22 protein-coding genes and 1 riboswitch are annotated in these 20344 nt (G+C 37.3%); of the genes, 9 read left to right on the top strand and 13 right to left on the bottom strand.

Annotated elements, in window-relative coordinates; genetic code table 11:
* Positions 1-99: 99 nt before the first annotated feature.
* The gene (locus ACP3T3_RS22400) at positions 100-1617 is read right to left on the bottom strand and encodes an NAD(P)H-hydrate dehydratase (protein ID WP_426477901.1); all 1518 of its coding nucleotides are present in this window, start codon (positions 1615-1617) and stop codon (positions 100-102) included.
* A 245-nt stretch (positions 1618-1862) separates the two neighbouring features.
* Between ACP3T3_RS22400 and mscL the strand changes: the two genes are divergently transcribed.
* The gene (gene mscL, locus ACP3T3_RS22395) at positions 1863-2240 is read left to right on the top strand and encodes a large conductance mechanosensitive channel protein MscL (protein WP_426477900.1); all 378 of its coding nucleotides are present in this window, start codon (positions 1863-1865) and stop codon (positions 2238-2240) included.
* 90 nt (positions 2241-2330) lie between these two features.
* Here the strand turns inward: mscL and ACP3T3_RS22390 are convergent, their stop codons facing one another.
* Positions 2331-3290 (bottom strand): D-2-hydroxyacid dehydrogenase, encoded by a 960-nt coding sequence (locus ACP3T3_RS22390; RefSeq protein WP_426477899.1) that lies wholly within the window; start codon positions 3288-3290, stop codon positions 2331-2333.
* Between the two features lie 86 nt (positions 3291-3376).
* Complete coding sequence (locus tag ACP3T3_RS22385; RefSeq protein ID WP_426477898.1) at positions 3377-3787, bottom strand: LNS2 domain-containing protein; 411 nt, start codon at positions 3785-3787, stop codon at positions 3377-3379.
* A 312-nt stretch (positions 3788-4099) separates the two neighbouring features.
* Between ACP3T3_RS22385 and idi the strand changes: the two genes are divergently transcribed.
* From idi to gcvT, 3 genes are read left to right on the top strand one after another with little or no spacing between them, the layout of a single operon-like run.
* Positions 4100-4609: an isopentenyl-diphosphate Delta-isomerase gene (gene idi, locus ACP3T3_RS22380; RefSeq protein WP_426477897.1), complete on the top strand. Its 510-nt coding sequence runs from the start codon at positions 4100-4102 to the stop codon at positions 4607-4609.
* Positions 4610-4611: 2 nt separating this feature from the next.
* A complete protein-coding gene (locus ACP3T3_RS22375; protein ID WP_426477896.1) occupies positions 4612-5082 on the top strand; it encodes a hypothetical protein in 471 nt (156 codons plus the stop codon).
* Positions 5083-5091: 9 nt separating this feature from the next.
* Positions 5092-6168 carry a glycine cleavage system aminomethyltransferase GcvT gene (gcvT, locus tag ACP3T3_RS22370; protein ID WP_426477895.1) on the top strand — a complete coding sequence of 359 codons (1077 nt, stop codon included), beginning with the start codon at positions 5092-5094 and terminating at the stop codon, positions 6166-6168.
* Positions 6169-6272: 104 nt separating this feature from the next.
* On the opposite strand, the gene ACP3T3_RS22365 is transcribed toward gcvT, so the two are convergent.
* Both ACP3T3_RS22365 and ACP3T3_RS22360 read right to left on the bottom strand, forming a co-directional pair.
* A complete protein-coding gene (locus tag ACP3T3_RS22365) occupies positions 6273-7562 on the bottom strand; it encodes a hypothetical protein (RefSeq protein WP_426477894.1) in 1290 nt (429 codons plus the stop codon).
* A 477-nt stretch (positions 7563-8039) separates the two neighbouring features.
* Positions 8040-8387 carry an arsenate reductase family protein gene (locus ACP3T3_RS22360; protein ID WP_426477893.1) on the bottom strand — a complete coding sequence of 116 codons (348 nt, stop codon included), beginning with the start codon at positions 8385-8387 and terminating at the stop codon, positions 8040-8042.
* Positions 8388-8507: 120 nt separating this feature from the next.
* Here ACP3T3_RS22360 and ACP3T3_RS22355 point away from each other — a divergent pair, with 120 nt between their 5' ends.
* From ACP3T3_RS22355 to ACP3T3_RS22335, 5 genes are all read left to right on the top strand, one after another.
* On the top strand, positions 8508-8975 hold the full coding sequence (locus tag ACP3T3_RS22355; protein WP_426477892.1) for an acyl-CoA thioesterase: 468 nt from the start codon (positions 8508-8510) through the stop codon (positions 8973-8975).
* Between the two features lie 122 nt (positions 8976-9097).
* On the top strand, positions 9098-9937 hold the full coding sequence (locus tag ACP3T3_RS22350; protein WP_426477891.1) for a GLPGLI family protein: 840 nt from the start codon (positions 9098-9100) through the stop codon (positions 9935-9937).
* 166 nt (positions 9938-10103) lie between these two features.
* A riboswitch (Fluoride riboswitch) is annotated at positions 10104-10171 on the top strand.
* Between the two features lie 28 nt (positions 10172-10199).
* Positions 10200-11510, top strand: coding sequence for a voltage-gated chloride channel family protein (locus tag ACP3T3_RS22345; RefSeq protein WP_426477890.1), 1311 nt, complete (start codon positions 10200-10202; stop codon positions 11508-11510).
* A 225-nt stretch (positions 11511-11735) separates the two neighbouring features.
* Positions 11736-12611: a LysR family transcriptional regulator gene (locus ACP3T3_RS22340; RefSeq protein ID WP_426477889.1), complete on the top strand. Its 876-nt coding sequence runs from the start codon at positions 11736-11738 to the stop codon at positions 12609-12611.
* 201 nt (positions 12612-12812) lie between these two features.
* Complete coding sequence (locus ACP3T3_RS22335) at positions 12813-13748, top strand: YeiH family protein (protein ID WP_426477888.1); 936 nt, start codon at positions 12813-12815, stop codon at positions 13746-13748.
* Between the two features lie 286 nt (positions 13749-14034).
* Here ACP3T3_RS22335 and ACP3T3_RS22330 read toward each other — a convergent pair whose 3' ends face one another.
* The 8 genes from ACP3T3_RS22330 to ACP3T3_RS22295 form a co-directional block, all read right to left on the bottom strand.
* The gene (locus tag ACP3T3_RS22330; protein WP_426477887.1) at positions 14035-14217 is read right to left on the bottom strand and encodes a hypothetical protein; all 183 of its coding nucleotides are present in this window, start codon (positions 14215-14217) and stop codon (positions 14035-14037) included.
* Positions 14218-14386: 169 nt separating this feature from the next.
* Positions 14387-15628, bottom strand: coding sequence for an MFS transporter (locus tag ACP3T3_RS22325; RefSeq protein WP_426477886.1), 1242 nt, complete (start codon positions 15626-15628; stop codon positions 14387-14389).
* Between the two features lie 73 nt (positions 15629-15701).
* Positions 15702-17267 carry a ribonuclease Y gene (gene rny, locus ACP3T3_RS22320; RefSeq protein ID WP_426477885.1) on the bottom strand — a complete coding sequence of 522 codons (1566 nt, stop codon included), beginning with the start codon at positions 17265-17267 and terminating at the stop codon, positions 15702-15704.
* 232 nt (positions 17268-17499) lie between these two features.
* Positions 17500-17787: a cell division protein ZapA gene (locus tag ACP3T3_RS22315; RefSeq protein ID WP_034695967.1), complete on the bottom strand. Its 288-nt coding sequence runs from the start codon at positions 17785-17787 to the stop codon at positions 17500-17502.
* Positions 17787-18089: a hypothetical protein gene (locus ACP3T3_RS22310; RefSeq protein ID WP_426477884.1), complete on the bottom strand. Its 303-nt coding sequence runs from the start codon at positions 18087-18089 to the stop codon at positions 17787-17789. Before ACP3T3_RS22310 ends, ACP3T3_RS22315 begins: the two co-directional genes overlap by 1 nt.
* A 137-nt stretch (positions 18090-18226) precedes the next feature.
* On the bottom strand, positions 18227-19009 hold the full coding sequence (locus ACP3T3_RS22305) for a porin family protein (RefSeq protein ID WP_105683631.1): 783 nt from the start codon (positions 19007-19009) through the stop codon (positions 18227-18229).
* A gap of 3 nt (positions 19010-19012) precedes the next feature.
* Complete coding sequence (gene ubiE / locus ACP3T3_RS22300; RefSeq protein ID WP_238590583.1) at positions 19013-19675, bottom strand: bifunctional demethylmenaquinone methyltransferase/2-methoxy-6-polyprenyl-1,4-benzoquinol methylase UbiE; 663 nt, start codon at positions 19673-19675, stop codon at positions 19013-19015.
* 72 nt (positions 19676-19747) lie between these two features.
* A complete protein-coding gene (locus ACP3T3_RS22295; RefSeq protein ID WP_034695976.1) occupies positions 19748-20317 on the bottom strand; it encodes a hypothetical protein in 570 nt (189 codons plus the stop codon).
* Positions 20318-20344: the final 27 nt, after the last annotated feature.

Below are 20344 nucleotides of genomic sequence, written 5' to 3'. Positions count from 1 at the left end.
GCTAAAAAATAAAAAGGCAAATTTGTAGAAATACAGATTTGCCTTTTTTAATATCTTGAAATCTTTTTGAACTTTTACTTTTTTATCTTATCTGTTCTATTACAAATTTTTCTCTGCTTTCCTGTTCAGTTCTTCGAAAACAGCCCCAAATGCGTCAATAACATCTGTAGGCAGCATAGATTCTTTTGAGTGCTTTTCTGATGCTATATCTGCGGCCCTGCCATGCAGCCATACACCTAAAATACAGGTCTGTTCTTCAGAATATTTCTGAGCGAGAAGTGAAGTCAGAATTCCGGTAAGAATATCTCCGCTTCCTCCTTTGGCAAGCCCTGCATTTCCGGTGATATTGTAAAATACATTTCCCTGTGGAGTAATAACCTGGGTATGATGGTCTTTCAATACAATATATATATCCAGTTCTTTTGCTTTTTCCCGGGCCAGCGCAAGTCTTTTAAAAGAATTGTCCGTATTTCCGAAAAGTCTTTCAAATTCTTTTGGATGGGGAGTCATGATTGATTTTTTGGGTATTAATTTCAGATTTTCCGGATCTTTTGAAATGATATTCAATGCATCAGCATCCAGAATCAGAGGCTGGCTATAATTTTTCAAAAAACGTAAGAAGCCTTTCTCTGTCTCCGGATGGGTTCCCAAACCAGGTCCTATACCACAGGTAAAATCACTATCAACGTCAAAATTGAGCATAAACTGCTCGCCTCCTTTTATAAACATCGCCTCAGGGCATGAGGTTTGTAAAATTTCATATCCGCATTCCGGTGCCAGGGCAAAGGTTAGTCCGGCCCCACTTCTTAAAGCTGATTTCGCAGCCAGCACTGCCGCTCCTACTTTCCCGTAGCTGCCTCCTATGATGGCTGCCTTCCCATAAGTCCCTTTATGGGAAAACTCCTGTCTCGGAATGAATATCGATTCTATCAGCTGATCATCGATTACTGAATACCCGGTACCTGTTGTATCAGCATATACCTGGCTTAAATCAATATCCAGCACTTCTACTTTTCCGGTATATCTTCCGGTTTCGGGATGAAGAAAAGTACGTTTCCAGCATTGAAAGGTTAAGGTATAATCGGCTTTCAGGATAACAGCATTATGGTCAGACATTTCATCTGCAGACAATCCTGAAGGTATATCAATGGAAATTTTAATATTCTTTTTTGCATTCAATTGTTCCACCAGCATGCTGTAATTTTCTTCCAGCGGCCTGGATAATCCTGTCCCGAAAAGGGCATCCACAATAATGGTTTTATCATCAAAATGATAAGGTTCATTGTGAGCAAATTTCCTGACTGAAATGCCTGACAAATCTCTGAGCCTTTTCAGGTTAACAGCAGCCTCTTCTGAAAATTTTCTCTTGGAATCACTTATAAATACATCTATATCAAAACCTTTCAGATAAAGTATTCTTGCTACGGCCAGCCCGTCACCTCCATTATTTCCGTTACCGCAAAATATGGCCAGCTTTTTATGATTTTTACAATGTTCCGAAATCCAATGAGCCGCAGCCATTGCAGCCCTTTCCATCAACTGAATGGAAGAAACCGGTTCATGAGAAATGGTAAACTGATCCCAGCTGCGTATCTGTTCTGCGGTGAAAATTTTCATAGACAAATCAAACTTTTAAGCAAATTACAAAAGATTTTTCATTATGGTATCACGTCATTAATAAAAATAAAGAGTCATCATGAATGAAATAAAGTATCTGTATAAAGCTGAAACATTCATTAAAACAAACAACAGAAATTCAGCACGAAATTCAATATTTTGGGAATGAAAAACTATAAAATGTAGTGTTTTTTACATTTTTTAATTATATTTTTGTGTATATACTAATTAAAAAAATATAAATTATGGGATTTGTAAAGGAATTTAAAGAGTTTGCCTTTAAGGGTAATGTCCTTGATCTTGCTGTCGGCGTAATTATCGGGGCAGCATTTGGTAAAATTGTTTCGTCTTTGGTAGAAGATGTAATCACTCCTCTGATATTAAATCCGGCGTTGAAAGCTGCCGGCGCAGAAAACATTGCAAAACTTACATGGAATGGCGTTGCATACGGAAACTTTATTTCAGCCGTAATCAGCTTTCTTTGTATTGCTATGGTTCTTTTCTGGATCATCAAATTTGCTAATAAAGTTAACAAAAAAGAGGCTCCGGCTCCTGCAGGACCTACGGAAGATCAAAAATTACTGATGGAGATCAGAGATTTGCTGAAAAGCAAAAATATCTAATCTGTATACAACAGTTTTAAATAAAAAATGCCCCTAAAGGTTGGAAACTTTTAGGGGCATTCTATTGAGATTCTATATTATCATTTCAAATTACTGAATCTGTAAGATACTTGAAATCTGCTCTGCCAGGGAAAGCCCGATTCTATCCTGAGCCTCGAGAGTAGAAGCACCGGTGTGAGGGGTAAGAGAGATTTTTGAGTGATTAAGGATTTCTTTAGATGGGGTTGGCTCATTAATAAAAACATCTAATCCGGCAAATCTTACTTTACCGGAATCCAAAGCCTGGATCAAAGCTGTTTCATCGATAACTCCTCCTCTTGAACAGTTAACGATAGCCACGCCGTCTTTCATTATTTCAAACTCATTTTTACCGATCATATATCCGCCTTTCTGTGCCGGAACGTGCAGGGTAATAAAATCTGAATGCTTTAAAACATCCTGTAAAGGTTCCGTTTCTATATCAACATTAATAAACTGATTGTTGTAAAACTTAACTTTGATACTTGCTCTTCCTACATTGTTATCAGCAGCAATCACTCGCATACCAAGTCCTAAGGCAATTCTTGCCACTTCCTGGCCGATTCTTCCCATTCCCACAATACCAATGGTTTTTCCTCTCAGCTCGATACCTGCAGCATATGCTTTTTTAAGACCTGCAAATTCAGTATCTCCCACTAAAGGCATTTTTCTGTTTGAGTCCTGAAGAAATCGTGCTCCTGAAAATAAATGGGCAAAAACAAGTTCAGCGACTGATTCCGAAGAAGCAGAAGGTGTATTAATCACATGAATCCCTTTTTCCCTTGCATAGTCTACATCGATATTATCCATACCAACGCCTCCGCGGCCAATAATTTCGATGGACGGGCACCCGTCAATAATATCTTTTCTTACCTGTGTAGCACTTCTCACCAAAAGGGAGCGGACATTGTGCTCATTAATGTAATCTACCAGAAGCTCCTGTGGAACTTTTGTAGTGATAACCTCAAAGCCTTTTTCTGTCAATGCATCTATTCCAGATTGATCCAGGCCGTCGTTTGCTAAAACTTTCATAAAATATCAAGTATATTAAAAAATGAAAGATTTAAAAATTAAAGGAACTGAATCACATTTAATCTTTAAATCTTTGAATTATATTTTTATTCGCCGTCTTCTTTGAATACTTCAATGGTCACTTGCTTTTCCACCAAATCCGTAAATCTTCCTTTATATCTTGTAGCTCTTACCAGGTGGTTGTCTATCCAGTGATAATTTCCTCCTCTGGGTTTTCCGCAAAGCACACTGTGATATTTGAAGCCATGCTTATCCAGCCAGTCTATGGTGATTTGTTTCAGATTCTCGGTTCTTGAAGTAAAAAAGCAGATTTGATGCCCTTCGTCATACCATTTGTTGATCGTTTCCAGTGCATCGGGATATGGTTCACAGGTAACCATTCTTTCCGGTTCTTCGTTGGGTACATCATCAGTAATAGTTCCGTCGATATCAATTAAATAATTTTTTATTCCATCCTTTAGAACAGGACTAAGGTGTTCAATGTATTCTAATTCCATTACTAAATATTAAGTAACAAAGTTAGCGTTTTTACAACTATCAGGCATATTAATCTTAGTTTATGTTAATATTTTACTAAAAAAACTATTATTTAAAGAATAATATCAATAATTTATACATCAGATTACTCATAATGGTTAAAATTTTTCGTTTTTGAATTTCCTTTTAAACAGAGAAAACGGAGACTGCAAGAAAACCGGCCGGTGAATTGATAAGTATATGCTTCCTTTACCCCATTGCCATTACAGCAAAAAGTATGATGTTTAGCTAAAAATTTCCAAAATACATTTATTACTCTTACATTTGTAGGAATGGAAGAATTTGTCGTTTTAGTAAATCCTGAGGATGAAGTTTTAGGACTGATGGAAAAGCAGCAGGCTCACATCAATGGCCTGTTACACCGTGCTTTTTCTGTATTTCTTTTCAACAGTAAAGGAGAAATGCTTCTTCAGAAAAGAGCGTCAGGGAAATACCATTCTCCCAACCAATGGACCAATGCGGTATGCTCACACCCAAGAGAAGGGGAAACCTACAAGGAAGGAGCCGTACGCAGACTGAAAGAAGAACTGGGAATTGAAGCTGAACTTTCGGAAAAATTCAGTTTTATTTATAAGGCAGATGTAGGAGGCGGTCTCTGGGAACACGAGCTTGATCATGTATTCGTAGGAAATCATGAAGCGGGTTACAATATAAACAAAGATGAGGTGGAAGAAGTACGATTCATTTCCATGGAAGATCTGGATAAAGAGATGTCTGAACATCCTGAAAACTTTACGGAATGGTTCAAAATCATCCTCGAAGAATACAAACACCATTTTTAACGATGAAAAAAATATTGCTTTTTTCTGCACTTTTGATCGGAAGTCTGTTTTTTGGCCAAAAAGCAGGTGTATTTGACACTCCGAATTACTCTATCAATGTTCCTGAAGGCTGGAAATCCACGAACGACAGTGAGATTATCAATATTTTTCCTACCAGCCAGATAGGTGCTGTTACGATCTCGGAATACCATGACCTGCCCCTTCCAAAGGCGGAAGTCAAAAAATTTGTTCTGGCACTTTACCAATCACACGATGATGAAAATAAAGTAAAAGAAAAAAAGAGCCAGAAAGGGTATACAGAATATCTATATGAATATTTTGATGAAAAAGAGAAGCTGTTCTGGATCACCAAAGCTTTTCAAAAAGACAAAAACTTATATTTAGTTTCCATCAACTGTGGCCAGAAATTCTGGAACGGAAACTATATGACCCAATTCAATGAGACTTTCAACAGTTTTAAAATAAAGAAATAAAAATTAAATATGAAGAAAACAGCCTTGTACGACAAACATGTTTCTTTGGGAGCTAAGATCGTACCTTTCGCAGGTTTTGAAATGCCTGTTCAATATTCAGGGGTTACAGAAGAACACTTTGCCGTAAGAGAAAAAGCAGGATTATTTGATGTTTCCCACATGGGACAGTTTTTCATCGAAGGACCGGGATCAAAAGATCTTTTACAGTTTGTCACTACCAATAATGTAGATGCACTTGAAAACGGAAAAGCTCAGTATTCTTGCCTTCCCAACGAAAACGGGGGAATCGTGGATGACCTTATCGTTTACAAAATGGAAGATGACAAATATTTCGTGGTAGTAAATGCGTCCAACATTGACAAAGACTGGAACCATATTTCAAAATACAATACTTTCGGGGCTGCAATGACCAATGCTTCTGATGAAATGTCTTTATTGGCAGTTCAGGGGCCTAAAGCTACAGAGATTCTTCAAAAGCTTACAGAAGTTAACCTTTCGGAAATTCCTTACTATCATTTCACGGTAGGAAGTGTTGCCGGAGAAAATGATGTGATTATTTCAAACACAGGATACACAGGAAGCGGAGGTTTTGAAATTTATTTCAACAATGCAAGCGCTGAAAAACTTTGGGATGCCGTAATGGAAGCGGGTAAAGAAGAAGGAATCATTCCGTGCGGACTGGCTGCAAGAGATACTTTAAGATTAGAAAAAGGATTCTGCCTTTACGGAAATGATATCGATGATACCACTTCTCCTATTGAAGCTGGCTTAGGATGGATCACTAAGTTTGATAAGGACTTCGTTTCTAAAGATGTTTTCGCCAAACAGAAAGAAGAAGGTGTTACAAGAAAATTAGTAGGCTTTGAACTTACCGACAAAGGAGTTCCAAGACACGATTATCCTGTGGTGGATGCTGAAGGAAATGTGATCGGGAAAGTAACTTCAGGAACACAGTCTCCAATGAAAAAGATCGGTTTGGGTCTTGCTTATGTGGACAAGCCTTATTTCAAATTAGGATCTGAGATTTTCATTCAGGTAAGAAATAAAAATATTCCTGCTAAAGTAGTGAAAGCTCCGTTTGTATAATTTACTAGAAATACATTCCGATAAAATAAATAAAAACCGCAGATTAAAAATCTGCGGTCACTTTTTGAAAATATATTGAAATCAACTATAGTTTCAACCTATAATTAAAAATCTTTTGCAATAACGCACCATTCATTACTTGTATTTCCCCATACCCCTTTTCCGATTGCAAAAACAGTAACTCTTTTACCCCCGGCAATAGATGTTAATTTTGTTGCATTACTTACAGTTGGGGTTGATCCCGCTAAGGTAATTTGTGAGCCTGATGCAACAATAGTTACAGATTTTCCTACCTGATCATCTGCAGGGGTAGGCAATGTTACAATAACTGTACTTACACTTCCACTCCAGATAACGGATTCATTACCCGAAGCCGAATAGTCTACTGATATACGAGTCAGTGATACCGGACCTGCCAGTAAATTATTTAAAGGTACTTTTTTTACGTCTCCTGAAGCATCTATGGCCAAAATATTAGAATCTCCCCCTCCTCCTGTAAGGCTTTGAAGATTTGACAATCGGATCGGGTTATTATTTGCATTTACTTCCAATACCCTTTGTGGGCTTACCGTACCAATTCCTACATTACCCGAAGATTTAATGGTCAGTCTTGGTGCAAAATCTGTTGAATTTCTTGTAAAAAACTGTAAACCTGCATAACTGTTTGTGGCATCCCTGTCAATACCGGTAATAGAAGCTCCGGAAAGTCCCGTTGCCGAAGTTGAAGGAATAAAATCCAGCCCTGCAAACTGCCCGCCGGTTCCGTTTAAATTATAAAGAGCAATATTTTTTGATATACCTTGACTACATGGAATACCACAATTATCAATTCCTACGGAAAAAGTATTGGTTGTAGATCCTGCTGTATTCTGAACTGACAAGACAGATGAAGGAGCAATAGTACCAATTCCTACTCTGCCATTTGCCGCATCCACCGAAAAACTTTTCCCGTCCACAGAAAAAGCATTGGTGGCAGTTCCCGTAAATGCCAATGTATTGGCTCCCTGTGTAACGGTACGGTTTCCGGTAAGGGTACCATTTGTATTGTAAATATTGGTATCTGTAGCATTGGTCGGGTTATGTAGCTTTACCCAGGCTGTTCCATTATAATAGTAATAGCCAACAGTATCAATATTCAAAGCAGTACCTGTTTGTGTTCCTGTAGCTATATTGTTTACATATATTAAGGTTGAGGTAGGAACACTGGTCATACTTTGAGCTCTCTGTCTGTCGACCCTGGTAATTAGAACACCGTCCACATTGGTAGAAGTTCCGGTTGTATTTTTGGCATTGATATCTAAGGTAGAAGCTGGGCTTGTGGTATTAATCCCAATTTGGCCATAAGCCGAGACTGCAACCCCCAATAAGGAGGTAAAAAAAAATTTTCTTATCATTGTGTGTTTATTTTGATTGACAAATATATAAAAAGAACACACATAAATAGTACAAATCATATAAATTAAAAAAAATTAACTAATCACAACATAATAATCAAATTTTTTTTTAAGTAATTCACAATAAAGAGATGTTTTTTATTCTATTTAAAATCCAATATTTTCATAGATTTTAAATGATGAAAGGACCCAATTTATTGCAGCTTCTTTACCGTCAAAACCCTCATTTCTATTAGGGCTATATCCGATTAATAAGCTGAATGACGGCTTTCCTGCTGAAAACATATCACATAGTCGTTGATATTCATATAAAGTAAAACAGGCTGTCACCTAATTTGTAAACAATAGGAGACAGCCTTTTGGGAAATAAATTCACATAGTTTTCCAAATGATCCGTGTATACAGTGATTTTCATTTGTGGAAGGGTGTCAAAAGACACCTTTCCGCCGGACAAAATCTGAAAGAATTACAACCAGCCTATCCAAAATACATCTTCAATTCTTCAATATTTTTTTTATCACTGCCTATAAATATTTTCTCATCCGTTAAGAAAACCGGTCTTTTTAAGAAGGTATAATGATCCAGCAGCAATTCTTTAAAATCTTTTTCCGTCAAAGATTTCAGATTCAATTCTCTCAGTTTGATCTGAGTAGACTTTTTACTGAACAAGACTTCATATGATTTTGTTTTTTTATACATTTCGGCCAGCTCTTCTTCCGTAAGCGGCTCTTTTTTAATTTCGCGGAGTTCCCAGTCTTTAAGATTAAATTGGGCTAAAATTTTTCTACAGGTATCACATGTATTAAGATAAAATACTTTCTTCATTACGATTTCTAAATCTGTTATGGGTTAAAATTCTCTTCCATTGAAGTTTCGTCTTTCAAAAGTAGGATTTAATCTAAAACTTTGGAAATTATTAAATAACTTTATTCAAATTTTATAAAGATGCAGAACAAGCCTATTACTTTTCAGTTTATTTCGGAACCTTCAGATGTTAATTACGGAGGCAATGTACATGGAGGAAGTGTAATGAAATGGATTGATCAGGCCGGTTATGCGTGTGCAACCACGTGGAGTGGCAATTATTCTGTCACCGTGTATGTAGGCGGAATCCGTTTTTATGATCCGATCAAAATCGGGGAAGTGGTAAAAGTGGATGCGCAGGTAATTTATACCGGTACTTCAAGCATGCATATTGCGATCAATGTTTTTTCAAGAAACCTTAAGCAGCCGAATTTTGAGAAGAAAACCCATTGTATCATCGTTTTTGTTGCCGTGGATGAGAATGGTAAAAAACTTCCTGTCCCTAAATGGACCCCTGAAACACAAGAAGAAAAACAGCTTGAAATGTATGCCAGGCGCCTGATGGAACTGAGAACGCAGATTGAAGATGAGATGAAGCCTTTTTTATAGAGAGCGAGTTTCGGGATGCGGGATGTAAAGTTCAAGGGTTAACGTTGTAGGGTAACTAATAACTTAACAGCGAATAATCAAGAACAACCGGAAGCCAGTAACAATAAAACCAACCACATTGTATGAAAAGTATTTTTATCTTAATGGCATTGCTTATTTTAGCTTTCGTCCAGGCTCAGACCCATCGGTTTATTTATGAACTGCAATATAAGATGGATTCTACAGAGACCACTTATGAAAAGCTGAATATGATTCTGGATATTACGCCCAAAGAGGTAAAGTTTTACGGAAGAAACCTGATCACAACAGATTCTTTAAATAAAAAATTCGGGATGAACACCAGTCACACCGATATGTCGGGGCAGATTGTGAAAAGAAAGATCAATTCTTTTGATAACGAAAATTTCATCAATATTAAAAACGGATATTATTTTTTCAAAACCACAGATAAAATAAACTGGACCATTTCCAATGAAATCAAAAAAGCAGAAAACTATACCTTACAAAAGGCATCCGCGCGATTTGGGGGAAGAAACTGGACAGCCTGGTTCTGTAAAGATATTCCTTTTAATGAAGGACCTTTTAAATTTCGTGGGCTGCCCGGTTTAATTTTTGAACTTTTTGATTCAAAAAAGAATTTTATTTACCATCTTATTAAAAGTCAGGAACTGTCTGAAGTGTATCCTACTGATGACTTTGTTGAATCTAATTTCGGAAATAAAGCGATTCCCATCAATGAAAAGCAGAAGTATAAACTGATTATGGAGTTTTATAATGATCCTTTTGCTTTTGAGAGAAATAATTTCAGCAAATCCAACAATGATCTTAAAATTAATATCAACGGAAAAGAAATCCGTACTGTGGATGAGCTGAATACCCAAACCAAAAGCATGCAGGAAGTCATACGAAAATACAACAATCCGGTTGAGATTGACAAGGCAATACATTATCCAACACATTAAAACCCTGGTCTATTTTTAAATTTAAGCTAAAGCCAATGGAATACTTTAAATTATTTGGTCGGGCAAAAGCCCACCTCTATTGATGATAATATCCAAATATTTAATATAATATCTTTTATCTTTTATCTTTTATCTTTTATCTTTTATCATAATTCATATATTTGTATCATCAAAAGGAAATGGTGTTCTTCCTTACCCAACCGCTTTACAAAAGCTGATGACGCCTGATTAAAAGATTATTAACAAATAACTAATCAGGAGTATGATGTCCAAAAAACAACGAGCACTTATTAAAAAAGCAGTTTTTCACACTCATTTTTTCTTCAGAAAGTTTCCGGCTCTGCCTTATATTTTAAAATGGCTTCTTATCAGTATTATTATTGGTGCTTTGGTTGGAACCGCTTCAGCAGGATTTCTTCAGTCATTGGAATGGGCAACCAACTTCAGGGAAGATCATCTCTGGCTGATTGCTTTCCTTCCTGCTGCAGGATTCCTGATAGGACTTCTTTATTATTATCTCGGAAAAGATGTAGAGGCCGGAAATAACCTGCTGATTGATACCATTCATGAGCCTAAAGGAAGAATTCCGTTTAAAATGGCTCCTTTTGTATATGTAGGGACGATTATCACCCATTTCTTCGGAGGTTCTGCAGGCCGTGAAGGGACGGCGCTCCAAATGGCAGGTGCAATCGCAGATCAGCTTACGAAACCTTTTAAGCTTGACAGCAATGAAAGAAAAATATTGATGATTGCGGCTATTGCTGCCGGATTCGGTTCTGTTTTCGGAACTCCCCTGGCGGGTGCGGTTTTTGGTCTTGAGGTTTTCCTTATCGGAAGGATTCGCTACAATGCTATTTTCCCGGCTTTTGCCTCTGCTATTCTCGCGGACTGGGTAACCGACCTCTGGAATGTAAAACACACCCATTATCACATTGATTCTATTCCAAAACTTGAGTTTTTACCGATTCTCTACAGCATTCTTGCAGGAATAGCTTTCGGAATCTGCGCTGCTGCTTTCAGTAAAATCATTCACTGGATGGGAGCTTTTTTCAAATCGAAAATCAAATATCCCCCGCTTCGTCCTGTTGTGGGAGGAATTATTATTGCACTGGCTGTTTTTGCCATGGGCACCACAAGATATATCGGATTAGGAATTCCTGTGATTGTAGAATCCTTTGAAAAGCAGCTGCCACTGTATGATTTTGCTTTAAAAATGATCTTTACTATTGTCACACTTTCGGCAGGATTCAAAGGTGGAGAAGTCACTCCCCTGTTTTTTATCGGAGCGGCATTGGGCAGTGCTTTATCGCTTTTTATTCCTCTGCCTTTCGGATTATTGGCAGGAATGGGCTTTGTAGCCGTATTTGCAGGAGCTACCAATACTCCTTTGGCCTGTATGCTGATGGGAATTGAATTATTCGGAGCAGAATGTGGCGGGTATGTGGCTATTGCCTGTGTCGTTTCTTATCTGCTTTCCGGCCACAACAGCATTTATACCCGACAAAAAATCGGAGAAGCTAAGAACAGAAGATATGAGAACCGACAGGACAGGTCAATTTTGGATTTTTTATAGGTTGTTTTTGTTGCTGGTTATTTTTGGTACTCGTTGCTGGCTATTTTTTGTTGCTAATGACTCCTCGAATCCTGCATCCCATATCTCATATTCCGAAACCCAAATCTCTCAACACAAAAACTCTCCACTCTCAAACCCTCAAACCCTCAAACTCTCAAATCCTCAAACTCACCAACTCACCAACTCCTTTTCGCCATTTCCAACTATAATTCGTAATTTTACCCCATGTTCGATTACAGATTAAAAGTGTTCCATACAGTAGCTTCAAGATTAAGTTTCACCAAAGCTTCAGAAGAGCTTTATATTTCCCAGCCCGCTGTTACCAAGCACATCAAAGAGATTGAAACCCAGGTGGGAGCCAAGTTATTTGACCGTAAGGGAACTTCTATCCAGCTGACCCAAAGCGGAAAGATTCTGTACGAGCATGCTGAGAAGATCAGAAATATCTACCGTGACATGGAATTTGAGATCAGCCAGATCAACCAGCAGCATAAGGGGAAACTGATTATCGGGGCCAGCACAACTGTTGCACAGTATATTTTACCTGAAATTTTAGCCAAATTCAATTCTTACTATAAAGATATTAAGATTGAACTTCTTACGGGCAATACCGAAGCTATTTCATCACTTTTAAAAGAAGAAAAAATTGACCTCGGAATTATCGAAGGTGAATCTCAGTCTTCTTATTTTGAATATAAAACTTTTAAACCGGATGAAATTGTTCTGGCTGCAAAATCAGATCATCCTCTTGCTCATAAAACGTTACTTTTAAAAGACCTTTATCAACTGGATTTAATATTCAGAGAGCAGGGGTCCGGAACGCTTGAGTTTATACACAACCGGCTTAAAGAGAAAGGAGTCAATATCAATGAGTTGAATACCGTCATACAGCTGGGGAGCAGTGAGAGTATTAAAAATTACCTTCTTCATTCAGAATGTATGGCTTTTCTTTCTATCAGCACCATTCTGAATGAGCTTAAAAACAATATACTTACACTGATTGACATTAAAAACTTCAGTATTGAAAGAGACTTCCACTTTATTCTGCCTAAAGGTGAACAGTCTGAACTGATTCAACTTTTTCTGAGATTTGCAGAGTAATTAATTTGTACAATGTATAAAGTATGAATGTAAAAAGTATTTAATGTCATGGCAGGCCTATAGTTGATTATCCGAAGTACATTTTACATTTTACATTTTACATTTTACATTATAACTTTTAGTTATCCAATATAACAAAATACAATTTACTTTGTAATACTAATTTCCGGAATTTTGTTGCAGATTTTAAAAGTCCGCATTATGAAAGATTTCATACAAAATGAAATGACCCGGAAAGTATTTTTTATCGTTTTGGCTGTTGTATGCCTTACACCATTTATATCTTCACCTATTGCACTGGCCTTGGGATTTGCCCTGGCTGTCTTTATAGGAAACCCCTTTGAAAAACATCTTCACCGATATATTCATTTATTGCTGCAGATTTCAATTGTAGGTCTGGGATTCGGGCTGAAACTGGACGAAGCCCTTCACGCCGGAAAAACCGGTCTGATGTTAACTGTTGTCAGTATTGTTACGGTAATGGTTTTAGGATATTTTCTGGGTAAAATATTTAAGCTGGAAAGATCTTTATCTTACCTTCTTTCTGCGGGAACGGCTATTTGTGGCGGGAGCGCTATTGCAGCGGTTTCTCCTATTATTAAACCTGATACAAAACAGATTTCCCTTGCACTTGCTATTGTTTTTACCTTAAATTCAGTTGCGTTGTTTGTTTATCCGGTGGTAGGGCATCTCCTGAATCTTTCCCAGGAGCAGTTTGGACTTTGGTGTGCTGTAGGCATTCATGACACAAGTTCTGTAGTGGGGGCTGCCGGCAAATATGGTAATGAAGCTCTGAAAATAGCTACCACCGTAAAGCTGGCCCGTGCCTTATGGATTATTCCGGTTTCCATCATTACCATGTTTATTTTTAAAAATAAAGAGTCTAAAATAAAAATTCCATGGTTTATCGGATATTTTATCATGGCTATCCTGCTTAATACGTACCTGCCTTTTCCGGAACAAGTAAATACATCCATTACTGCTCTGGCCAAATCCGGCCTGAACCTGACCTTATTTTTTATTGGCTCTACCCTTTCCATTCAAACGCTGAAGTCTATAGGATTTAAACCTTTACTTACGGCCATACTGCTATGGGCAGTGATCAGTATAGGAAGCCTGGCTTACATTACAGGTTAATTATTTCAAATAATTAGTACTTAAAAACTTTATCCAGCAATATTCATACTTTTTAAAAATAACCTTTTACAAGGTTGCAGGGAAAGATAAAAAAACAACAATCAACAACATACATATATCTGATGTAGATTGTGTTAATTCAACATCGTTTATCGTCAGCGCTTAAGTTCAGTGGTTGCCTTAACGGACACTTTACACAACTTTTCCCCATAACAAAAGCCTTTTGAAACTCCAAAAGGCTCTTGCATTAAATGTGGAAATGTTTATTTCATATTGAAATAATTTCTTAAACTTCACCACAAGTATATACCTGTGGACAACCGATATACTGTACGCAATACCATGGTCCTGTTACTGCTCCTGAGCAGCTGCATCCGCAAAGAGACAAATCAGGGTTTCCACTTATTCCTCCAGTGATATTTTTCAGATCTTGTTTTCTTAGTTTTTTAGCGTTTTTCATAATGTTCATGAGATTTAGTTTGATTATACAATATAGTTTTTAGTTACATTTCAAAGTTAAACAAATATTAATTACACGCAACAAAAATTAGTATAAAAGTTAATAATTTGTTGATTTTAATGTAATTATTACATTGAAATAAGTAAATACAATGTTAGCTTTTTTTAAACAACTTAAATTACTCTGTAAATTCAAGGTCTCTGTCGTGGGTTTCAGAAATCGTAAGTGAGGAGTAAAATGCCAGCCCAAATACCACGACTCCTATTATCGCCGCACTTTCTACTACCGGAAAATGGCCTTTAAGAGTGTCAAAAGCCAAAATCATGACCGGTACAAGACCTCTTACCATATTCGGTACGGTTGTCGTTGCTGTGTTTCTGATATTGGTCCCAAACTGTTCTGCAGCCAGCGTAACAAACATTGCCCAATAACCTGTTCCAAAGCCAAGCCATATACAAAACAGATAATATTTCATTTCTGTGTTGGTATTCCCGAACAGCATGACGCCTACTCCGATCAGGGTAAAGATCAGCATATAAAAAATAGCCATTTTACGGGATTTTAAAGCATGGGAAATAAAACCACTCAACAAATCACCGACGGAAATCCCCACATACGCCCACATAATTGCTTTTCCGGGATTGATCTCTTTAATTCCTAATTCAGGAGCAAACTGATTGGCCAGAACCGCCAGAATTCCTATGCAATACCATGTCGGCAATCCTACCGCAATACATTTTAAATATCTTATCAGCCGGTCTTTATGGGTAAAAAAGGACAGGAAATTTCCTTTGGAGATGTTTTTATGTTCCATATTCTTATAAATTCCTGATTCGGAAACGCTGATTCGCAGGAGCAACAGTAAAATTCCCATTATTCCTCCAATAATGTAAGAGATATTCCAGCCGCCCGCCAATTCAACGGTAAGCTGAGCTACCACAGCACCCATTAATCCAAAACCTGCCACCACTGAGGTTCCTATCGCTCTTAAGTTCTTCGGGAGACTTTCAGAAACCAGTGTAATTCCTGCTCCAAGCTCTCCGGCAAGCCCAATACCGGCAATAAATCTTAACCCGGCATATTGGTATACTAAATGCTCTTTGGGGAAGTAAGGCAGGAAGCCACAGGCAATATTTGCCAGGGAATATACCAGGATAGATCCAAAGAGTACGGAAAGCCGCCCTTTTTTGTCTCCGAAAATTCCCCAGAAAACACCTCCGAGAAGAAGCCCCACCATCTGGCAGTTCAGAATAAAGGTTCCATCTGCATCAGGATTAAGCCCCAATGCTTTTAAGCTGGGTATTCTAACGATGCCAAATAAAAGAAGGTCATAGATATCTACAAAATAGCCAAGGGCGGAAATAATAACGGGAATAGAGAAAATGTACTTCAGTTTTGAAGACACGGACAGTTCTTGCATTTTTAAGTTTTGATAAAAATAAAAAACCTTTCAATTTCTTGAAAGGTTTTTATCAAATATCTTTTTTGGATTATTATCTGGCAATATTGACAGCTCTCGTTTCTCTGATTACCGTTACTTTTACCTGCCCCGGATAAGTCAGCTCATTCTGAATTTTCTCGGAGATGTCGTAAGAAAGCTGAGAAGCTACTTCATCATTCACTTTTCCGCTCTCTACCATTACTCTCAGTTCTCTACCCGCCTGGATGGCATAAGCACTGGATACTCCATCGAAGCTTAATGCTGCAGATTCAAGGTCTTTTAATCTCTGGATATAAGATTCCAGCACTTGTCTTCTTGCTCCCGGTCTTGCTCCTGAGATTGCATCCGCCACCTGAATGATCGGAGATAATAATGATTTCATTTCAATTTCATCGTGGTGAGCTCCAATAGCGTTCACGACTTCCGGATTTTCTCCGTATTTCTCAGCCCACTGCATTCCTAACAATGCGTGTGGTAATTCTGATTCCTGCTCAGGAACTTTCCCGATATCGTGCAGAAGACCTGCTCTTTTTGCTAATTTTACGTTCAGCCCTAGCTCAGCAGCCATGGTTGCAGCAATATTGGCAACTTCTCTTGAGTGCTGCAGTAAGTTTTGTCCGTAAGAAGAACGGTATTTCATTCTCCCTATGATTTTGATCAGCTCAGGGTGTAATCCGTGGATTCCTAAATCGATAATGGTTCTCTTACCTACCTCAATGATTTCCTCTTCGATCTGTTTTCTTGTTTTTTCTACTACTTCTTCGATTCTTGCCGGGTGAATTCTACCATCGGTAACCAATCTGTGAAGTGACAGTCTCGCAATTTCTCTTCTTACCGGATCAAAGCACGAAAGAAGAATCGCTTCCGGAGTATCATCAACGATGATCTCTACTCCTGTTACGGCTTCCAGAGCACGGATATTTCTACCTTCCCTACCGATAATTCTACCTTTTACTTCATCAGACTCAATGTTGAAAACTGATACTGAATTTTCGATAGCCTGCTCGGTTCCGATTCTTTGAATCGTTTGGATAACAATTTTTCTTGCTTCATTTTTGGCATTCAGCTGAGCTTCTTCCATAATGCCCTGAACATGTGCCTGTGCTCTTGTTTTAGCTTCTGCTTTCATGGTTTCTACCAATTCTGCCTTCGCTTCCTCAGCCGTATAATTAGAGATTTTTTCAAGTATTTCTACTTTCTTAGCCGTGGCTACATCCAATTCCTGCTGTTTTCTTTCCAGAATTTCGTTTTTCTTAGCGTAATCTGCGATCTGCTTATCTAAATCTTTTTCAAGTTTTCCAATTTTGCTAAGCTCGTCATTCAGTTTATGTTCCTTGTCTTTCGTTCTCTTTTCAACTTCCTGCATTTTCTTTTCACGGATCTGAATATCAGCGTCATGCTGTGATTTCAGTTCCAGGAATTTTTCTTTAGCCTGAAGGTTCTTTTCTTTCTTTATGGATTCAGCTTGAACGTTAGCTTTTTCTATAAGGTTTTCGGCATTTTTCTTAGCATCATCTATGATGAATTTTGCTTTAGTATTCAGAGAACTTCTGGAAAAAAACATTCCCACTACAGCTCCGATTACTAAACAAACAACACCGACTATAACTTCTATCATAATATATATTGAGTTTTAATTGTATTCATATCTTTTAAATAAAAAAAGCCCACAATAATCCAGAGATTGAGAGTAAACTCCTAATCAACACGATTTGAACTGATTTCCACTGTCTGTAATCCGGAAAACCGGCACGCCATTCGATGGACATTTGTTCGGTAATTGTTTAGCGTTGAGTTTACCTTTAATGTGTTAGAATTATTGTAGGCAGTAATTTTTCAGGAAAAAAAATCTATTTCCCGATTTCATTCAACGACTGATTAATCTGTGTTAACCTTTCGTTGGTTGAATTAATATTTTTCTCGTAGTTAAGAGAAACTACTTCTGCATTGGTTCCCAGTTTAAGGGCACACATTGCCAAAGCATCCTGTTTATCTCTTACATCGAAGTTTTGTTCAAAATCTTTAATCATATTCTCGATCTGCTTTCCTACTTTACGCAAAGTTTCTTCCTCTGCTGCCGGTACGTTCAGCGGATATACTCTTCCTGCAATGTTGACGGTTATTCTCCTTACCTCCATTATAATCCACTGTTTTGAAGCTGAGCAATACAGAAATCAATTTCTTTCACCAATCTGTTGATATGGTTTTTCATTAATCTATTGTGTTCAGGATTTCCTGATATTGCTGAATAAAGTTTTATATTTTTTTGTTCTTCTGCTAATACCTGATTTTTTCTTCTTTCCTCATCATATTTCTTCTTCAACTCTTCATGCTCAATATTTAATTCTTTTAAATTTTCCGTAAGACTTTTATAGTTCTTTTGCAGAGTCAAAATCTTTCTCTCTAATTCTGAAAAATTGTTTTCTAAATCTTGAAGCATTTCAGGTTTGTATATTCTAACTAAAAGCAAAAATAAAAAAATAATAACACTAACAAAAATAAAACGCTCTATATTTTGAAATACAAATAAAAAAGGAGGCGCCAGAGCACCTCCTGTATATTTTTCAATACATTATTTTATTCAAATTTCAGAACAAACATTACCGCTCTAGTCTGCAGTGTAGAAATTGCAGATGACCAGTAAGGAGGTGTGGTAGCATTATCCGCCACTTTTTCATTGTTCATGAAGAATGTTCCTCTGACGGCAGGAGTCAGTTTAAATTTGTTGAAATAAAACTGGATCCCCATTTCTGCAGACCATGCAAAGTTGTGGGTAGTAGATCTGTAAATTCCCTGCATGTTGTCATCAGTGGAAGTTGCGTTAGACTGAAGGTTTACTACATAGTTTACCCCTGCAGCAACGTAAGGTCTTGAATTGTACCATCTTTGTCCGTGAAGTTCCAAAAGTACCGGAATATCAATCAAAGTAGATTTAATTTCTCTTACTTTATCCTTTTCCTGTAAAGGAAATGGCATAAAAGGGGGATTGGTTAAAGATCCGCCCGCATAAATGTCATTGGATTGTGTATTAAAAGTCAACTGTCTTTGTGCAAACTGTAAACCTGGCTCTATTCTTACGTCAAGATAGTCATTCAGTCTCCATTTTGCAATAAGCCCGGCACCGAAACTATAACTTTCCTTAGAGGTAACAAGGTTTTCATTATCATTCATCCCGTACTTTGGATGCAAAACAATGCGGTAATCCAGTCTGTTCCCGTTCAAATAAAACCCCCAACTGAATTTCTGCTCGTCGAAATCTTCCAACTTATCCATTCTGTTTCGGGTTCTGAATTGCGCGTTTGCAAAAACGGCAACATTTACTGAGGTTAAAACCAGTGCTTTTAATAGAAATTTATTCATAGGTTACTTTGTTGCTTTATAAATTGTGGCTATACCTAAACTTAATTTTTTATATTCAACTTTCTTAAATCCCGTATCTAAAAGAATTTGCTTCATCTTCTCCCCGAAAGGAAAAGCATTTACAGAATCCGGAAGGTATGTATACGCCCTATTATCCTTAGAAACCAATCTGCCGATAGCAGGTAATATATTTTTGAAATAAAACATATAAAATGGTCCCATGAACCCCTCAACCTTTGAAAACTCCAGTATATAAACACTCTTGTTATCTTTAACTACTCTTCTTAACTCTGCCAAACCTTTGGTAAGGTTTTCAAAATTCCTTACTCCAAATGCAACGGAAACAGCATCAAATCTATTGTCCTCGAAAGGTAAATTTTCCGCATCTCCTTTTTGCATGGAAATTTTGCCGTCTAATTTAAGTTTTTTTATTTTAATAACGCCAACATTGAGCATTTGTTGTGATAAATCTAATCCAACTACTTTAGAACCGGTTCCTTTTTCAATGGTAATTGCCAGGTCTCCCGTTCCTGTAGCCACATCCAGCACTTCCTGCGGATTATCATTTTTCATCCATCTTACCAGTTTATTCCTCCACAGAACGTCAATTTTCATGGATAAAACATGGTTCAGAAGGTCGTACTTCGGTGCAATGTTGTCGAACATATCCTCTACCTGGCTTTTTTTTGTAGCCTCTGAATTGTAGGGAGTAACTTTGGTGATATCTTTTGTCAAAACTTAAAACTTGTAATATTCTTTGTAATAATTTAGGTAATCCTGCTTTCTGAAGATTTTAGATCGTGATTCCACTTTCTGGATATTCTTGATCACTTTGTCATAATCTTCATCTACATTGTAGTAAAAATCTTCTGTGTAAAGCTTATTGAAGCGTCTTGCTCCTCCGTAATAATCCTTTCCGTCAATAACGGTTTTATCAAGATTTGCCAGCAACGAATCTTTTTTAAGATTATATCCGTAATACTGATCATTTACGTAGTAATCCTGGTGTGTAATATTAATCAGTCCACGAAGTTTGTTTACTTCAAATGCCGAATCGTACAGCATTTTTTTGTTCTGATCAAAAACCTGAATAGAGTTTTTCCCTTTATTCAAATCCACATGCACATACTGCCCCGCAGAAATAATTCCTTCAGATCCGTTATTGATCTTAAAGTAATACGTATTCGGGGTAGGATTATCTACAACATAATAATTCTTCTTGGCTAAAAAAAGGAAGTAGATCCCAAAGGCAACGATAAACGCCACAGCTGCAATAAGTAAGCCTTTTAAGGACGAGTTGTTTTTCATAGATTGTAAAGTACAATTTTTGCAAAT

The organism is Chryseobacterium sp. CBSDS_008 (assembly GCF_049959325.1).
Lineage (GTDB): Bacteria > Bacteroidota > Bacteroidia > Flavobacteriales > Weeksellaceae > Chryseobacterium.
The sequence above is the reverse complement of the archived record's forward strand: the minus strand, read 5'-3'. Positions and strand labels throughout refer to the sequence as shown.

Bases quoted from the DNA above. Each gene is read 5' to 3' on its own strand.
- ACP3T3_RS22400 (WP_426477901.1), bottom strand. From the start codon at position 1,617: ATGAAAATTTTCACCGCAGAACAGATACGCAGCTGGGATCAGTTTACC.
- mscL (WP_426477900.1), top strand. From the start codon at position 1,863: ATGGGATTTGTAAAGGAATTTAAAGAGTTTGCCTTTAAGGGTAATGTC.
- ACP3T3_RS22390 (WP_426477899.1), bottom strand. From the start codon at position 3,290: ATGAAAGTTTTAGCAAACGACGGCCTGGATCAATCTGGAATAGATGCA.
- ACP3T3_RS22385 (WP_426477898.1), bottom strand. From the start codon at position 3,787: ATGGAATTAGAATACATTGAACACCTTAGTCCTGTTCTAAAGGATGGA.
- idi (WP_426477897.1), top strand. From the start codon at position 4,100: ATGGAAGAATTTGTCGTTTTAGTAAATCCTGAGGATGAAGTTTTAGGA.
- ACP3T3_RS22375 (WP_426477896.1), top strand. From the start codon at position 4,612: ATGAAAAAAATATTGCTTTTTTCTGCACTTTTGATCGGAAGTCTGTTT.
- gcvT (WP_426477895.1), top strand. From the start codon at position 5,092: ATGAAGAAAACAGCCTTGTACGACAAACATGTTTCTTTGGGAGCTAAG.
- ACP3T3_RS22365 (WP_426477894.1), bottom strand. From the start codon at position 7,562: ATGATAAGAAAATTTTTTTTTACCTCCTTATTGGGGGTTGCAGTCTCG.
- ACP3T3_RS22360 (WP_426477893.1), bottom strand. From the start codon at position 8,387: ATGAAGAAAGTATTTTATCTTAATACATGTGATACCTGTAGAAAAATT.
- ACP3T3_RS22355 (WP_426477892.1), top strand. From the start codon at position 8,508: ATGCAGAACAAGCCTATTACTTTTCAGTTTATTTCGGAACCTTCAGAT.
- ACP3T3_RS22350 (WP_426477891.1), top strand. From the start codon at position 9,098: ATGAAAAGTATTTTTATCTTAATGGCATTGCTTATTTTAGCTTTCGTC.
- ACP3T3_RS22345 (WP_426477890.1), top strand. From the start codon at position 10,200: ATGATGTCCAAAAAACAACGAGCACTTATTAAAAAAGCAGTTTTTCAC.
- ACP3T3_RS22340 (WP_426477889.1), top strand. From the start codon at position 11,736: ATGTTCGATTACAGATTAAAAGTGTTCCATACAGTAGCTTCAAGATTA.
- ACP3T3_RS22335 (WP_426477888.1), top strand. From the start codon at position 12,813: ATGAAAGATTTCATACAAAATGAAATGACCCGGAAAGTATTTTTTATC.
- ACP3T3_RS22330 (WP_426477887.1), bottom strand. From the start codon at position 14,217: ATGAACATTATGAAAAACGCTAAAAAACTAAGAAAACAAGATCTGAAA.
- ACP3T3_RS22325 (WP_426477886.1), bottom strand. From the start codon at position 15,628: ATGCAAGAACTGTCCGTGTCTTCAAAACTGAAGTACATTTTCTCTATT.
- rny (WP_426477885.1), bottom strand. From the start codon at position 17,267: ATGATAGAAGTTATAGTCGGTGTTGTTTGTTTAGTAATCGGAGCTGTA.
- ACP3T3_RS22315 (WP_034695967.1), bottom strand. From the start codon at position 17,787: ATGGAGGTAAGGAGAATAACCGTCAACATTGCAGGAAGAGTATATCCG.
- ACP3T3_RS22310 (WP_426477884.1), bottom strand. From the start codon at position 18,089: ATGCTTCAAGATTTAGAAAACAATTTTTCAGAATTAGAGAGAAAGATT.
- ACP3T3_RS22305 (WP_105683631.1), bottom strand. From the start codon at position 19,009: ATGAATAAATTTCTATTAAAAGCACTGGTTTTAACCTCAGTAAATGTT.
- ubiE (WP_238590583.1), bottom strand. From the start codon at position 19,675: ATGTTCGACAACATTGCACCGAAGTACGACCTTCTGAACCATGTTTTA.
- ACP3T3_RS22295 (WP_034695976.1), bottom strand. From the start codon at position 20,317: ATGAAAAACAACTCGTCCTTAAAAGGCTTACTTATTGCAGCTGTGGCG.